Annotated in this window: 16 protein-coding genes, 1 tRNA gene and 1 pseudogene; 9 read left to right on the top strand and 9 right to left on the bottom strand. The window is 66.3% G+C overall.

Annotated features, from left to right (window positions below):
* Nucleotides 1-513 (bottom strand): DUF2637 domain-containing protein (locus FAF44_RS47060; RefSeq protein WP_237109972.1); only part of this gene is annotated, 513 nt, incomplete at its 3' end.
* 62 nt (nt 514-575) lie between these two features.
* Here FAF44_RS47060 and FAF44_RS47055 point away from each other — a divergent pair.
* The 4 genes from FAF44_RS47055 (at nt 576) to FAF44_RS47040 (ending at nt 3,575) form a co-directional block, all read left to right on the top strand.
* Nucleotides 576-962 (top strand): PPOX class F420-dependent oxidoreductase, encoded by a 387-nt coding sequence (locus FAF44_RS47055; protein WP_237109971.1) that lies wholly within the window; start codon nt 576-578, stop codon nt 960-962.
* A gap of 43 nt (nt 963-1,005) precedes the next feature.
* A complete protein-coding gene (cysS, locus tag FAF44_RS47050) occupies nt 1,006-2,397 on the top strand; it encodes a cysteine--tRNA ligase (protein WP_237109970.1) in 1,392 nt (463 codons plus the stop codon).
* A 119-nt stretch (nt 2,398-2,516) separates the two neighbouring features.
* A complete protein-coding gene (gene rlmB / locus FAF44_RS47045; RefSeq protein WP_237109969.1) occupies nt 2,517-3,494 on the top strand; it encodes a 23S rRNA (guanosine(2251)-2'-O)-methyltransferase RlmB in 978 nt (325 codons plus the stop codon).
* A gap of 8 nt (nt 3,495-3,502) precedes the next feature.
* A tRNA-Thr gene (locus FAF44_RS47040) sits at nt 3,503-3,575 on the top strand.
* A 61-nt stretch (nt 3,576-3,636) separates the two neighbouring features.
* Here FAF44_RS47040 and FAF44_RS47035 read toward each other — a convergent pair.
* Nucleotides 3,637-4,095: a tyrosine-type recombinase/integrase gene (locus FAF44_RS47035; RefSeq protein WP_237109968.1), complete on the bottom strand. Its 459-nt coding sequence runs from the start codon at nt 4,093-4,095 to the stop codon at nt 3,637-3,639.
* Nucleotides 4,092-4,460 carry a plasmid replication, integration and excision activator gene (locus FAF44_RS47030; RefSeq protein WP_237109967.1) on the bottom strand — a complete coding sequence of 123 codons (369 nt, stop codon included), beginning with the start codon at nt 4,458-4,460 and terminating at the stop codon, nt 4,092-4,094. Before FAF44_RS47030 ends, FAF44_RS47035 begins: the two co-directional genes overlap by 4 nt.
* Nucleotides 4,461-4,618: 158 nt before the next feature.
* Here FAF44_RS47030 and FAF44_RS47025 point away from each other — a divergent pair, with 158 nt between their 5' ends.
* Entirely contained in the window at nt 4,619-5,032 is a 414-nt protein-coding gene (locus tag FAF44_RS47025) for a hypothetical protein (protein WP_237109966.1), read from the top strand.
* A 12-nt stretch (nt 5,033-5,044) separates the two neighbouring features.
* On the opposite strand, the gene FAF44_RS47020 is transcribed toward FAF44_RS47025, so the two are convergent.
* Together FAF44_RS47020 and FAF44_RS47015 are read right to left on the bottom strand one after the other, a co-directional pair.
* Complete coding sequence (locus tag FAF44_RS47020; RefSeq protein WP_237109965.1) at nt 5,045-5,779, bottom strand: GntR family transcriptional regulator; 735 nt, start codon at nt 5,777-5,779, stop codon at nt 5,045-5,047.
* Between the two features lie 245 nt (nt 5,780-6,024).
* Entirely contained in the window at nt 6,025-6,309 is a 285-nt protein-coding gene (locus FAF44_RS47015) for a hypothetical protein (protein WP_237109964.1), read from the bottom strand.
* Nucleotides 6,310-6,655: 346 nt separating this feature from the next.
* Here FAF44_RS47015 and FAF44_RS47010 point away from each other — a divergent pair, with 346 nt between their 5' ends.
* Both FAF44_RS47010 and FAF44_RS47005 read left to right on the top strand, forming a co-directional pair.
* Nucleotides 6,656-8,035: a helix-turn-helix transcriptional regulator gene (locus FAF44_RS47010; RefSeq protein ID WP_237109963.1), complete on the top strand. Its 1,380-nt coding sequence runs from the start codon at nt 6,656-6,658 to the stop codon at nt 8,033-8,035.
* Entirely contained in the window at nt 8,032-8,565 is a 534-nt protein-coding gene (locus FAF44_RS47005; protein ID WP_237109962.1) for a flavoprotein, read from the top strand. The genes FAF44_RS47010 and FAF44_RS47005 overlap by 4 nt, the downstream gene beginning before the upstream one ends.
* Nucleotides 8,566-9,043: 478 nt before the next feature.
* On the opposite strand, the gene FAF44_RS47000 is transcribed toward FAF44_RS47005, so the two are convergent.
* Entirely contained in the window at nt 9,044-10,141 is a 1,098-nt protein-coding gene (locus FAF44_RS47000) for a hypothetical protein (protein WP_237109961.1), read from the bottom strand.
* Between the two features lie 893 nt (nt 10,142-11,034).
* On the opposite strand from FAF44_RS47000, the pseudogene FAF44_RS46995 reads away from it, so the two are divergent.
* A pseudogene (locus FAF44_RS46995) lies at nt 11,035-11,277 on the top strand (IS481 family transposase); the annotation flags it as partial.
* Between the two features lie 338 nt (nt 11,278-11,615).
* Here the strand turns inward: FAF44_RS46995 and FAF44_RS46990 are convergent.
* Both FAF44_RS46990 and FAF44_RS46985 read right to left on the bottom strand, forming a co-directional pair.
* The gene (locus FAF44_RS46990) at nt 11,616-12,158 is read right to left on the bottom strand and encodes a hypothetical protein (protein WP_237109960.1); all 543 of its coding nucleotides are present in this window, start codon (nt 12,156-12,158) and stop codon (nt 11,616-11,618) included.
* 437 nt (nt 12,159-12,595) lie between these two features.
* Nucleotides 12,596-13,132 carry a hypothetical protein gene (locus FAF44_RS46985; protein WP_237109959.1) on the bottom strand — a complete coding sequence of 179 codons (537 nt, stop codon included), beginning with the start codon at nt 13,130-13,132 and terminating at the stop codon, nt 12,596-12,598.
* A gap of 389 nt (nt 13,133-13,521) precedes the next feature.
* On the opposite strand from FAF44_RS46985, the gene FAF44_RS46980 reads away from it, so the two are divergent.
* Complete coding sequence (locus tag FAF44_RS46980; protein ID WP_237109958.1) at nt 13,522-13,920, top strand: hypothetical protein; 399 nt, start codon at nt 13,522-13,524, stop codon at nt 13,918-13,920.
* On the opposite strand, the gene FAF44_RS46975 is transcribed toward FAF44_RS46980, so the two are convergent.
* The coding region (locus tag FAF44_RS46975; RefSeq protein WP_237109957.1) for a response regulator transcription factor at nt 13,896-14,133 on the bottom strand (238 nt) is incomplete at its 5' end. The two genes, FAF44_RS46980 and FAF44_RS46975, sit on opposite strands and share 25 nt — an antisense overlap.

Raw genomic sequence — 14,133 nt, 5'->3', positions numbered from 1 at the left:
GGGCGGGGGCGTGGCCTGGGGCTGGTGGCCGTGGAAGGGCACGAGGTCCGGGTCCGGGTCCGGCTCATCCGCGAGGTCGTCGGCGCGCTCCATGGCCCGATGGCCCTGGACGTGCTTGAGCAGCAGTAACCACAGCCACAGCGCCAGGGCCAGCATGACCCACGGCGCCAGGGCCACGCCCACGGCCGTCTCCCGCACGGAGAACTCGAAGCGCATGACCGTCGCCACGTTCACCGCCGCCGCCGCCACGATCAGCAGGACCAGCACGAACGCCGCCTGTGCGCGTACGAGAGCCTTGGCGGGGCGCAGCAGCAGCACGCCGAGCAGCGCGACCAGCAGGAGCGCGTCGAAGGCCGCCGGGTAGAGGAAGGCGAGGTCGGGCCTCGCCTCGCCGGTGAGGGCCAGCGCGCGCAGGTCGTCGAAGGAGAGCGCGCACGCGGCCCCGGCGAGGGCGGCGACCGCGAGCCCGGCCAGGGCGATGCCCAGGCGGCGGAGCGTAGAGGGGGGAGTCACGTCCATGGCGATCTCGAGCCTACAGAACAATGATGGTCAGGACCGATCAAGGGAGACCGCGCATGGCAGAGTTGACGGAAGATGTCCGCAAGCTCCTGGACGCGCCGAATTACGCCACGGTGACCAGCCTGAACCCCGATGGAGGGCCGCAGTCGTCGGTCGTCTGGGTACGTACGGACGGCGACGACGTCCTGTTCTCGACCGTGAAGGGGCGCAGGAAGCCGCGTAACTTCGAGCGCGACCCGCGGGCCGCCCTGCTGGTCATCGACCCGGCCAACCCCTACCGGTACGTGGAGGTGCGCGGACGGGTGACCATGACGCCCGACCCCGAGGGGGCGCTGATCGAGGAGCTGTCGCAGAAGTACAAGGGGGAGTCCTGGCACGACAAGCCGGGCACCGAACGACTTGTCGTACGAATCTCTCCGGACAGGGTCTTCTTGCGGGGCTGATTTATCGACGTGGTGAGGGCGTCAAGGCGTTAGCCTTTCTTTCGTGAGCCTGCACATCTACGACACCAGCACGCGCGCCACCCGTGAATTCGTCCCGGTCGAAGCCGGCCGGGCGTCGATTTACCTGTGTGGGGCGACCGTGCAGGCTCCCCCGCACATCGGGCACATCCGCTCGGGCGTCAACTTCGACGTGCTCAGGCGCTGGCTGACGCGTTCCGGATACGACGTGACGTTCTGCCGCAACGTCACCGACATCGACGACAAGATCATCAGGGTGTCGGCCGCGGAGAACGTGCCCTGGTTCGTCGTGGCCGAGCGCAACCAGCGCGCCTTCACCTGGGCGTACGACACGCTGGGCTGCCTGCCGCCGACCGTCGAGCCGCGGGCCACGGGCCACGTGCCGGAGATGATCACGCTCATGGAGCGGCTGATCGCGAGCGGTCACGCCTACGCGTCCGGCGGCGACGTCTACTTCGACGTGCCGTCCTACGCCGACCGCTACGGCTCGCTCTCCAACCAGAAGCCCGAGAACATGCGGGCCGCCGCCGACACCGACGACGAGTCCTGCAAGCGCGATCCGCGCGACTTCGCCCTGTGGAAGGGCGAGAAGCCCGGTGAGCCGACCTGGCCCACCCCGTGGGGCCCCGGGCGTCCCGGCTGGCACCTCGAGTGCTCGGCGATGGCGACGAAGTACCTTGGCCCGACGTTCGACATCCACGGCGGCGGCATCGACCTGATCTTCCCGCACCACGAGAACGAGATCGCGCAGTCGCAGGCGGCCGGCGACGGGTTCGCCCGCTACTGGATGCACAACGGCATGCTCAAGATCGGCGCCGAGAAGATGAGCAAGTCGCTCGGCAACTCGCTGCTGATCCCCGAGATGGTGCAGCAGGTCCGGCCCGTGGAGCTGCGCTACTACCTGGCGGCGCCGCACTACCGCTCCTCCATCGAGTACTCCGAGGAGGCGCTGCTGGAGGCCGCGGCGGCGTACCAGCGGATCGAGGGCTTCGTGACGCGGGCCGCCGAGGTCATCCACGACGTCGACGCCGACGCGCCGCTGCCGCAGGCGTTCGCGGACGCGCTCGACGACGACCTCGGCACTCCCCAGGCGCTCGCGGTCGTGCACGAGGTGGTGCGCGAGGGCAACGTGGCGCTGGCGCGCGGCGACAAGGAGGCCGTGGCGCGGCTGCTGGCCGAGACCCAGAACATGCTCGACGTCCTGGGCCTCGACCCGCGCTCGCCGCAGTGGCGGGGCGCCGGCTCCGACCTCACGCCCGTCGTGGACGCGCTGGTGGCGGTGGCGCTGGAGCAGCGCAAGGCGGCCAGGGAGCGTAAGGACTACGCGGCGTCCGACGCGATCAGGGACCAACTCGCCGCGGCCGGCATCACCGTGGAGGACACGCCGCACGGGGCCCGCTGGGAGCTGAGCCACTGAGTCTCAAGTGGTTCGTCGGCGCGGAGGCGGACTTGATGGAGAATTTGTGGAATTCATCCGCTTTTGTGGTGACAGGCGATGTGGACGTAGTCGGCCGACGGCCCGAGTACCCTTGATGCATGGCAGCAGGCGGTAGGGCTTCGGGCAGGCCCGCGAAGAAAAAGGGCCCGTCCAAAGGCACCGGAGGGCAGGGCCGCCGGTCACTCGAGGGCCGGGGCTCGACCCCGCCCGCCGAGATGCGCCACTGGTACAAGGACAAGGCTCGCGCCGAGCGTGTCGCCCGCGAGGAGCGCGGCGGCACCCGCCGCGACGCGTCCGCGCGGCCGCAGCGCCGCTCGGAAGACGCTCCGGAGCACATCGGCGGGCGCAACCCGGTGCTGGAGGCCCTGCAGGCCGGAGTGCCGGCCGGCGCCCTCTACATCGCCCAGCGCCTGGACAACGACGACCGCGTACGCGACGCCATCAAGATCGCGGCCGAGCGCGGCATCGCCCTGCTCGAGGTCACCCGCGACAAGCTCGACCGCCTCACCGAGGGCGGCGTGCACCAGGGCATCGCGCTGCAGATCCCGGCCTACGACTACGCGCACCCGTCGGAGCTCGTCGAACTGGCCCAGGACGCCGCCGAGGCGCCGCTGATCGTCGCCCTCGACTCGGTCACCGACCCGCGCAACCTCGGCGCCATCGCCCGCTCCGCCACCGCCTTCGGCTCGCACGGGCTGCTCATCCCGTCCCGCCGCTCGGCCGGCGTCACGGGCGGGGCGTGGAAGACCTCCGCCGGCACCCTCGCCAGCCTGCGCGTGGCCCGCGCCGCCAACCTGACGGCCGCCCTGCGCGAATACCGCGAGGCCGGCCTCTTCGTCGTCGGCCTCGACGGAGCCGGCCAGAGCGACATCGGCGACGTCGACCTGCTGGCCGAGCCGCTGGTGGTCGTGGTGGGCTCGGAGGGCAAGGGGCTGTCGCGGCTCGTACGCGAGCAGTGCGACGTGGTGGCCCGCATTCCGATGGCGGCGGCGGCCGAGTCGCTCAACGCGGGGGTGGCGGCCGGGGTGGCGCTGTATGAGGTTGCTCGTCACAGGCGTCGCCAGCGTCTACACTGATAGGCCGTGCCGACGTAGCTCAATCGGCAGAGCATCTGTCTTGTAAACAGAAGGTCAGGGGTTCGATTCCCCTCGTCGGCTCTGCAAGTGAAAGGCCCCTGAGCAGGCGTTACGCCGCCAGGGGCCTTCTGCTTTCGGATCTTCAACCTGTGTCTTCGGCGTCTTCGGGAGCCACTGGGGGCTGTTTCCCCAGAAGAGCGCTGGAGATGGCCTCCGTTGCCGCGCGCCGGTCGCCTTCGAGTAGGTGACCATAGACGTCTTTGGTGATGGCGATGCTGGCGTGGCCGAGGACCTCGGACACGACGTGGAGCGGGGTGCTCTGGGCGAGCATGAGGGATGTGCCGGAGTGACGAAGCTCGTGCGGGTGCCAGTGGCCGAGGCCCGCCTTCTTGGCCAGACGGGAGAACAGGTGCGAGAACGTGTCCGGGTCAGACGGGTTGCCGAAAGCTGTCGGGAACATCAGGCCGTGTTCCGTCCAGTCTCCGCCCGCCTTGAGGCGTTCCTTGTTGTGAGCGGCCTTGTGGCGCTTGATCACTTCGACCAGTTCGAGAGTGAGGCAGAGGGTACGGCGTGATCGCCTGGTCTTGAGCTCGCTGATCACGATGCGCGTTTTGGTAGCGGCGTTCGGGTCGCGAGGCGTCCGGCGGCGTTGACGTACGGGGTGACAGACATGCCGTCGAACTCGACCGGCGTGAACGGCAGCCCCGGCATCGGCTGAGGAGGCACCGGCTGAACCGGGGCCAGGATCTTGACCGCCACCGTCTTCTGGGCGGGCTTGAGGGTCGGGTCACCGTCCATGACCGCGACCTGCCAGACCAGCTCAGCGGTCTGCTTGTCGCGGGCCTGCACGAACCGGCCGCCGGCGGAGGCGTCGAAGTCCTTGACGGGCTCGACCTCGCCGACGATGTAGCAGCCGTGTGGGAAGACCATGGCCAAGGTGACGGGGATGGGGCCTTGCAGAGCCATAACGTCGGTTCCTCTCTTGGATGACAGGCACTCGACCTTTCAAGTAGTTAGACCTCTGTAGCTTGGTAGGTCAAGTGACTAGATGTGAGGTGACGGGCGTGTCACCCATGCGATAGACAGTCGCCCAAGCCGATGGCCCGACATCCGAGGAGGAACTGGTGCGAATCCTGTGGGGCTGCTTGGCCGTGGTCGTGATCGCCCCGCTGGTCGGGCTGTTCCTGCTGATCATGATGCCGGTGTGGCGCGACGATGCCCGGCTCGACGACTTTCATGAGCGAGTGCTGGACATCCCGCTGCCTCCTGAAACACGGAGCGCCGGCGACAGCGAAGCCGAGTTCGACAAGAACGGCAGTGGAAATGGCGACTACTGCCGCTACGAGATCCGACTGCTCCTCAGTACCGGTCTGTCGGCGGGGGAACTCGGTGCCTACTATCGCAGGGCCGCAATTGCCGGAGTGGATGACGAGGCCAATGTCCATCTGGAATGGGGCGAGGACGCCAAAGACGGTAGAGCCGTCGTTGTGAAGTTTAGCGACCTCAGCGCCAGCGACTGGGATTTCCGCTGCGCATAGACGGCAGTCTGATCACCTGATCGGGTAGGCGTCTTCCAACTCGTGACGATCAGCGGGCAGCAGAACCTCTACGACGGCCAAAGGTCGGCCGGAGGCGTCGCGGACCGCGCCGAAGACCGCCATGAGCGGAGTGTTCTTGGGCATGCCCAGTTGCTTGGCCTCGTCGGTCGAGGGCATACGCGCGGTGATCTGCTCCACGATGTGATCGAACCGGATGCCCTTGCGCGCCTGAAGATGCTCCCGGAAGCCCTGCCGCAACGGCTCACCGCTGGTGAGATCCGTACCCTCGGAAAGCTCCAACAGCAACCAGAGCGACACCAACTCGGTCGGCTCGCCATCGCGCGCGATGAGCCGCCGGCGGACGAACACCTTGCTCTTGGGCTGCACGTCGAGCAGCACACCAACCCGGTTCGGCGCGGCCACCGCGCCCACTTCGACAACCTCGCCCGCGGTGTCGGTCTCGGGCTTGGTCAGATGCGCCTGTCCGGGCCGCTTCTGCTCGACGGAGGCCATGGCCGGACGTCCGCGCACGAAGCGCCCCTTGCCCTGCTGGGACTCGATCCACCCCTGCTCACGCAGCACCCGCAGGGCGGCCACCACAGTGGGACGGGAGACGCTGAACTCCTGGATGAGCTGGTTCTCGCTGGGCAGCAGCGTGCCTGGAGGGTAGTCCCCCGACTCGATGCGCCGCTGCAAAGTCGCCACAAGCTGCGCATACTTCGGAGGTACGGACTCAAGCGACATCATGACCATCCAACAGCCGACAGGTTGTTATACCAAGTTTGAGAGTATCCGGCGAGTCGCGGCCTGTCCACGTCGTTGACGCAAGCCGAAGTCCTATAGAGAAAGCCGGCAGGCAGCACAGCAACCGGGCGGGGAAGGTCGCCGCGGGGGCCACCACTGCAACTGCCTGCCGGAACAGGCGCGACGAGACGAGGCGGCGATTCCTAGCGCCTCCGGAAGGAAGCGCACTCGTCCCGCCGCGCCGGCCATCACCTGGCGATGGACTCAGCCAGGAGCTTCGCCGCGCCCTCCGGATCGCCGGTCGGGTGCCGCTGTTCCGCGCTCTGCCAGGAGTAGTAGGCTCCGCCGAACCCGACGAACACCCACACCGGCAGACCCGGCTCCGGCTTGTGCACCATCAGCGCGGTGTTGTTGTCCCGCAGTTCGGCGTTGACGCCGAGGCGGGTGAGCTGGTCGCGCAGCCGGACGAGCATGTCACCCTCGCCCTGGTCCTGCGGGAAGCCGTTCAACGCCGCCATCTTGATCGCATTCATTTTCCCGTTCCCTTCGGCCTGGCCGCCTCCGAGTCGGTCGAGACGCTCCCGCTCCTCGATCTCTTCCGCTCCCTCCCTGTCAGTGCGGATCAGGAGGGCGCGGCGCGAGCCTTTGAGCTTGTTACCGCGTCCCCGACACGCTGGGCAGGGTGCTGTCTCGCAGTTCGCATCTGGCCGGGTCACCGTCGCCATCTCTTCGCGAGTCGTCTCCGGTACTCCCTACGGCGGAAGCCCGCTTACCTTGTTGCTTGATGGCAAGTCCACCGGCAAAGAAGAATGTGGGGACTCCCTTTCTAGGCCCCCCAGTAACCCCCTTTAGCCACTCCGACTTGAAAGAAGGCTTGATATGTCCGAAAAGGAGATGAATATTCGCCTTCGGAAGTGGCGTGAGAGGGCTGATTTGACCCGGGCCGAAATGGCGAAAATGGTCAATCTCAGTAGAAGCGGCATCAGATACAAGCTGGCCTGCGACGAGGAGCGCATACGTCGATGGGAGGCGGGCGAGGTCGCGTGGCCGCGAGAGCCGTACCGGCTGGCGTTGACCGAAGTCACCCACCTCGACCCGGAAGACCTGGGTTTCATCCCCACCAGACGCACTCGCGCTACCGGAAACGCCTCCATAGCGGGCGATATCATGGCACATGCACCACTCGCCGTGACTCGTACCGGACTCGTAGAGGACGATAAAGACGTGCGACGCCGCGAATTCGTTGGTCTGACCGGAGCGGCTCTCTTCAGCGCCGTGCTCGGCCAGCCGGTCCAGGGGGGAGACCTCGGCATCGAGAAGATTGCCGCCGTCATCGTCGACTACTCCCCTCCCGCCGACAGATCTATTGACCTCGGAACTCTTGTACAGACGGTCGCCACCGCCAAGCGCAACTACCAGGCGTGCCGATACACCGAGGTAATCGCCAAGCTCCCCGCTCTCCTGAGCAAGCTCCGTAATGCCTGCGCCTTCCTGGACGGCGACGACCGCCTACGAGCGCAAGCCCTGTCCGCTGAGGCGTACCACGTGACCGCCTCCATCCTGCTCAAGCAGGAGGACAAGGGCTTGGCCTGGCTCGCAGCCGACCGTAGCGTCCAAGCCGCACACGCCAGCCAAAGCCCTCTCATGATCGGCTCAAGCTCCCGCATCATCACCCACGCCCTGATGGACGGGGGACACCACCACGCCGCCACCGATGCGGCCCGCGGCGCGGCCGAACGCATGGCCGCTGACCTCTCCACGCCTTCTCCGGAGGACCTGTCGATCTACGGGTCTCTGCTGCTCCGGGGAGCAATCGCCGCCGCTGATACGGGAAGTCGCCACAACACCACCGAACTCCTCGACGAGGCCGCCCAGGCCGGTATCCGGCTCGGCCACGACGGCAACCACATGTGGACCGCGTTCGGCCCGAACAACGTCCTGTGTCACTGGGTCAACGTCGCCCTGCGGTTCGGCGACGCAGGCACCGCGATCGACTATGCCCGCCAGGTCGAGCTGGACCGACTCCCCATCAACGAACGCAAAGCCACGCTCCTGCTCGACACCTCCCGCGCCTTCCTCATGTGGAACCACCACGACAAGGCCCTGAACATCCTGCGCGCCGCAGGCGAGATCGCCCCCGAGGAAATCACCGGCCGCCCCACAGCCCTCCGGCTGGTACGTGACATCCTGGCAACCGCCCCGATCAGCGTCCGCCGTGAAGCCCGCGAGTACGCAGCCACCCTGGGAGTCATCGCGTGACCCAGCCCGGCAAGGTCCTCTCCATCATCGTCTGCGCCGCAGGACCAGCCCCCCACGTCGGCCGCCTCGTCACCCTCGCCCAAGAGGCCGGCTGGAGCGTCCAGATCATCGCCACCCCATCAGCACTCGACTTCATCGACGCCTCCGCGCTGGAGAAGCAGACCGGCCGCCCCGTTCGCAGCCAATACCGCAAACCCCACGAACCCCGACCCCCCCGAGCAGACGCCATCATCATCGCCCCCGCGACCTACAACACGATCAACAAGTTCGCCCAAGGCATCACCGACACCTACGCCCTCGGAGTACTCTCCGAAGCCCCCGGCCTCGGCATCCCCGTCGTCATCCTCCCCTTCGTCAACAGCGCCCTGGCCGCACGCGCCCCGTTCCAGCACAGCGTCAAGCAACTCCGAGCCGAAGGCGTGCACATTCTGCTCGGCCCCGGCCAGTTCGAGCCACACCCACCCAACTCTGGCGGGGAACGCAACGACAGCTACCCCTGGGCACTCGCCCTCAAAAACCTGCCGAATTGATCTCTTAGGTATCAAGCGGCGGCGCGGCGCGCCGCTGTACCCCGGCCATCCGCCCATCCGCCGTCCGGGCGTGCGGCCTGGGGGCCGGTCCCGGACGGCGGCGGGACACCGGGCCGGCCACCGCACGCCGGCCCCGCCGCCCTGACCCAACGCTCCGGCCGGGGTTGCCGCGCCGCCGCACAGCTACAGCCCTCACGATCGCCCCTGCATGGCCTGTCACCGCATGTGGTTGCGGGCGATCGAAGGGCCAGGGCTTCGTTCCTCAGCCCTGGCCCACCTGTTTACGCGGTACTCGCCGTATACCGGAGCATGTTCTGAACACGTGCCATCGAGATCAGCGTCGCCGACACCTCGCCAGAAGGAGCCCACTGGCGCGGGTCGGGAAACAGAAACCCAGTCCAATCGGAAATGGGCGACGCTGGCGGCGCAAGTTTTGATTATGCGGATAGAGGTGTTGCCGAGGACGGCTGTTGACGTCCTAGAATTCTTGATTCAGAGCAAATCGGTGCGGCATGGCAGCAAAAGCAAGCGAATCAAGGGCGCTCAGGATACTTCGGTCGGATTCAGTTAAGAGCATGATGATCAGCGATGCCATCCTGTGCCACGCATCCTGGGCAAGAGTGCTTGCAATGGGAAGCGCTATATGAAAGAGAAAGTTCGCATCGATTGACTCGGTCGTAGCATTCAGCATGCGGTCTGACATCTCTTTTGCGGCATCCGACCCCCCGGCATGTATGTACAAATTCCCCATCTCGGATACACATGCCAACTTGTCTCTGGCATCGCGAATCCGCTTGATGTCAACCTCGGATAGGAATCGAAGTGTCACATCCATAGTCTGCAGCATTGGCAACTTGATCGGCGGCTGATCTGCGGTCTCTCGCTCTGCAAGCAGGGATGCAAGCCTTTCTTTTGCCGCGAATCGGCCACCCGTAGAATCCAGTATGTGCTCGGGAAGTGCAGATACAATCAATTCGGCGATCAAATCCGCTCCGGGCTCATCGTCGCCAGCGAACCTGATCGACAGCCGAGACGCCTCTTCGTTTATGTTGTGAGGTTCGGGAGGCGCCCAAACCTTGCTTCTAAGCTTCGATGTGGGAGGCGGATGACGGAATAGATCGCGATAATGCGTCGCTGTCAGCCTCCGCGCGATCTCTGCCGCGTCATCAGGAGATGCCATCGAACGCCGAATTCTGCGCTCGATTCGTCGATCGAGCGTCTGATCTCCCTCTCGAATAAACCATTCTAGCGAAGAATGAATTGCTCGTTCTGGAATTTGGAGTCCTTCCTCCAACAGATCATTATGCCTCGGATCGACAGTGAAGATCCGGAGGATCGCTTCATGTACGGAACGTCCCCGCCGAGTCGTCACCGCCATCGCTTCTGCGATTTCCAATGAGTCTCCGACGTATTCAGACGCGGAACCCTTGCCTCGGCCCAGATAAATACGTTTATTGGGGGGCAGTACACCAACATGCCGCCATCGTTCAAGCTGCGCACTGCTAACGACAAAGCCCAGTTCCCGTAAGCGATCAAGTAGCTCGGTATCTGCAGCACTCGGCTTGACTCTGACCATGAACCTCATCTTAGAACCCCGCGATGTTGGCCCATGATCCTTAGTGCTGCTTCTGCCTTACTGACTCCGTGGGGCTGCAAGGCCCCGTGTTCACACCGGAGATCATCAGTATGGAGGCAGCATGAGCAAGCGCGTCCGCAAGCCGTCCGAAGAGGGGGAGATCGTCCGTATCACTATCAGCGCCGTGATCGCTGGCGTTACCCGCGCTCTGATCGCCTGGCTTCTGGAGCGTATCCACTGAGCCCAGCCGCCAGGGGCAGATGCCTTCTATTCCGTCCTGGGAATGGGGCCCGTGTAGTTGGATTTCTGGGAGCCGCCCGATTAGACGATCATGAGCTGAGGTGAACGTACCTGAACAGCCGCATGTCTGGCGACCGGCGCGGCGAACGGGTCTGAACCATCGTGAAGATCGTTTGGGGGCCTTGTAAACAGAAGGTCAGTGGTTCCATTCCCCTCGTCGGCTCTGCAGCAAGTAGCCCCTGAACTGGTGTTTCCGGTTCAGGGGCTTCGTGTTTGTCAGGACAATGTCGCGATCCTGACGGCCGTGGCGAAGATGTCTGCGGCCATGGCGGCCTGTTCATGGATGACGTGGGCGTAGACGCGCAGGGTGATGGCCGGGTCTCCCCAGCCGGTGGTGAAGATGTATGCGCTGACGGAGCGGCGCAGCGGGTGACGCTCCCGCCCACGCCGTGCCCCGGCACAGACCGAACGACAAGTCCTGGCCGCCCGCGCCCAGTTGCGAGCCGGACCGGACCACATCGCCCGAGCGACCGGAGTACCGGCCCGGACCGTCCCCGCATCCTGCGCCGCCACGACGTGCCCGCCCTGGCCGCCTGTGACTCGCTCACCGGCACACCGATCCGCGCCCACCGCAAGAGTGCCCACCCAAGAGCTCCCGCCGCTACGAACATCCCGCATCCGGCGACATGATCCACCTGGACGTCAAGAAGCTCGGCCGCATCCCCGACGGCGGCGGCCACCGCGCCCACGGCCGCAGCCAAGCTGCTCGCGGCCGCGGCTACGACGACCTGCACACCGCCATCGACGACCACACCCGCCTGGCCTACGTGGAGATCCTGGCCGATGAAAAGGGCGTCACCCGCGTCGCCTTCCTGACCCGCGCCGCCGCCTTCTTCGCCGCCGACCAGGGGAAACACTCCATGATCCATGCTGGACATATTCCGGGACCTGCGACAACAGGCCGCTCACGGCGGCGTCCGGCTGCATACCCCCCGAAACGCAGGAGAGGCCCCGCAGGGCCTCTGAGCTGCTGTTACCGCTGGTGGCAGGTGCACGATCCGAACTGCGTAGGCTGAGCCGACGGTTTTACCGTCCCTCCGCGATAATGCTCTGACCTGAACCTTTAAAGATCCCGCCGCTGTGGGAACACATCGGGAATCGGTGAGACCGTAGCGCCTCCGCGCGGATGCAGGGCGCGCGGTCTCGCTCGACGTGCGCCAGATCGCCTGCCCTTTCAGTCATGGACCTTGAAGTTCCCGTGGCTCGTCTTGAGAATCGGTGCCGTGCCCTGGCAATCGTTGATCGGCGCGTTCATGAACCCCCACATCCAGTAGAGCCTGTCGGAACGGCCGTTGTCGTGCACGGTGAACGAGACCTTCTGGCCGGTGACGTCGGCGTTCTTCTCATTCGTAAGGTTCGCGTAACCACGGGTGATGACGCCGGTGGCGACGGCGACCGCACCGCCCACCAGCAGACAGGTGATCTTCCCCTCGAACTCGGCGACGACGCCACCGGTCCTGCCGTTCCCGTGGAACACCTTGAAATTCCCCTTCGTGGTGCCGGGTCCGCCACGGGCCTCGATCTGGAACTTCACCGGGTCCCCGGCCCAAGGCCCGAACGACTTGGTCAGTTTGCCGCCCGCGGATCCGACCAGCCGGGGCCCAGGGTCGGCAGGCGCGGTTCCGGCGAAGGACGCCGTCGCCGTTCCGATGATCAACGCAAGCGTGGCAGCCAGTCCGGCGATTCCACGTCGTCCCCACAGCTTCTTATCGGTCACGTCGCCGCTCCCTTGGTGGATTGCTTCTACGGTTCCGCCAATCTGCCACCGTGGGGGTGCCCTGGACGTCGTCGTCAGGTCTCGACGAGATCCTCCGGAGGTCGCGATCGGGGTCATCCCCGAAGAGGACCGCGTTCGTGGTGAGCGGGAGTCGCCGCGGCCAACTGTGAAGGACGCCGTGCCCCTATAAGGCGCCCAAGGGCTTGAGCTCTTCGACGTGCCGGGTTGTCGGCATGCCTGGCCGAGGTGCCTCAGCCCGGCCGCCCGAGCGTCCTTGCCGGGCCACCCGGATGCGCGGAGATGCTCAGCGGGGCCACCGGCCTGGACATCGGCGAGCCCGACATCATTGCCCTGGCCGAGCGTGGCCTGACAGCCGTGGTCGACCACGACAAGGACTGGCCGCTGCGGGATCGAAGCGATCGCGGCCGTGACACCTATCAGGAACCTGTGTCGGCGCTTCGCTGTCGCGGCGTGGATCTGTCAGGGACGCCGGAGACGAGGTACCACGCCGTCGTGGCCCACAGGACGGTGGCGGAGCCCAGACCGGCCACGGTTTGGACCCCGGACTCCGAGGCCCCGGAGAGCGCCATGACGCAGCCGGCCACGCCGACGACGATGAGCAGGCTGCCGGTCCAGCGGTACTCGAGGCGGCCGAACGGTCGCGCCAGCGGGAAGAAGTGCACGCCGACCACGATCGCGATGAGTGCCGGTATCCAGTTGTACCCGCCGGTGATGTTCCCGACCGCGATGACGACCGCGATCCCCACTCCCTGGCCGACGTTACTCCACTTGAAGATGCGCGCGCTGCGTTCGTACGCCTCGCGCCCGCCGGTTCCGTCGAGGCGGCGGGCAGCGAGGACGAGCAGGGTCGCGGCGAGGACGGCTCCGGCGACGAGGGCGGTGGTACGGGCGGAGCCGTCCAGGACGACGGAGCCGACGAGCCACCAGATGGTGCCGAAGAACGTCAGGATCATTCCGGAACTGCGGGTGCCGTACTGAGGGTTCGGGCGAGGAAGAGCGCACATGACGTCCATCCAAGCCAACCAGGCGAGGGTGTGCGGCACGCCGGTGGCGGCGGGGTGAATGTCGTCCGTTTCGGATTCGGGCGGGTCGGCGCAGCGGCGGATGAGCGTGGCCGGACCGAGCCCGGCCAGGGATTCGCTGCGGGTCGGCGTGGACCAAGATGGCTCACAGCCGGTTGAACGAATCAACGTACATCCCGAACGACGACTCCGCGCAACGGCATCGAGGATCTCCGACGCGTCGCCGGGGCATCGTCCGCTGAAAGCGGGTCTGCCGGTTGAGGGGTGGAATTGCGCAGAATGTGGGTGTGACGGGGAACAGCGGCGTTGAGGTGGCTGTGATGCCGCGGACGATCAAGGCGGCTCAGTTCGTCATCACCCTCGAAGTGGCCTTCGGGTTGGTGGGGCTGGCGATCACGGTGGGCTCGTTCTTCGCCAGTTTCGACTGGCTCGTACTGCTCGTTCTGGTCTACGGCGCGGCGATGCCCGCCCTGAACGGGTGGCTGTTGAGCCGGTGGTCGAGCCGGCGGACCTACCTGCGGTGGGCGATCATCGGCGCGCACCTGCTGTGGATCGGCCTCGTCGTCCTCGATCTCGCCCTCTACTCCACCGTGACGGCGGGCGCGGTGTTCAGCAGGTCGGTGCTCGACTGGGTCGTGATCGTCCTGCTTCTGCTGCCGTCGGCCGGGCGGTGGTTCTGCAGGTCCGCGGCCGGTCAGGCGGGGGACGGGGCCTCCTGACCGGGGACGACGAGGCCCGACTCGTAGGCGAGGGCCACGACCTGGGCGCGGCTGGCGAGGTTGAGCTTGGCCATGGCCCGGTGCAGGTGGGTCTTGACGGTGGCCTCGCTGACACACAGGAGGGTGGCGATCTCGGCGTTGGACAGCGCGTGGCCGACCAGCTTGAGCACCTCGGCCTCGCGGGTGGTGAGGGCGTCGAGTGCGGGTGAGGGC

The sequence above is a fragment of the Nonomuraea sp. MG754425 genome, from assembly GCF_021699195.1.
GTDB lineage: Bacteria > Actinomycetota > Actinomycetes > Streptosporangiales > Streptosporangiaceae > Nonomuraea.
Note: the sequence above shows the minus strand (reverse complement) of the source record. Positions and strands in the feature narration are given on the sequence as shown.

Coding starts and splice junctions, on each gene's coding strand:
- FAF44_RS47030 (WP_237109967.1), bottom strand. CDS start 4,460: ATGGCTCTGCAAGGCCCCATCCCCGTCACCTTGGCCATGGTCTTCCCA.
- FAF44_RS47010 (WP_237109963.1), top strand. CDS start 6,656: ATGTCCGAAAAGGAGATGAATATTCGCCTTCGGAAGTGGCGTGAGAGG.
- FAF44_RS46980 (WP_237109958.1), top strand. CDS start 13,522: ATGCCGCGGACGATCAAGGCGGCTCAGTTCGTCATCACCCTCGAAGTG.
- FAF44_RS47055 (WP_237109971.1), top strand. CDS start 576: ATGGCAGAGTTGACGGAAGATGTCCGCAAGCTCCTGGACGCGCCGAAT.
- FAF44_RS47000 (WP_237109961.1), bottom strand. CDS start 10,141: ATGGTCAGAGTCAAGCCGAGTGCTGCAGATACCGAGCTACTTGATCGC.
- FAF44_RS47020 (WP_237109965.1), bottom strand. CDS start 5,779: ATGATGTCGCTTGAGTCCGTACCTCCGAAGTATGCGCAGCTTGTGGCG.
- rlmB (WP_237109969.1), top strand. CDS start 2,517: ATGGCAGCAGGCGGTAGGGCTTCGGGCAGGCCCGCGAAGAAAAAGGGC.
- FAF44_RS47015 (WP_237109964.1), bottom strand. CDS start 6,309: ATGAATGCGATCAAGATGGCGGCGTTGAACGGCTTCCCGCAGGACCAG.
- FAF44_RS46985 (WP_237109959.1), bottom strand. CDS start 13,132: ATGATCCTGACGTTCTTCGGCACCATCTGGTGGCTCGTCGGCTCCGTC.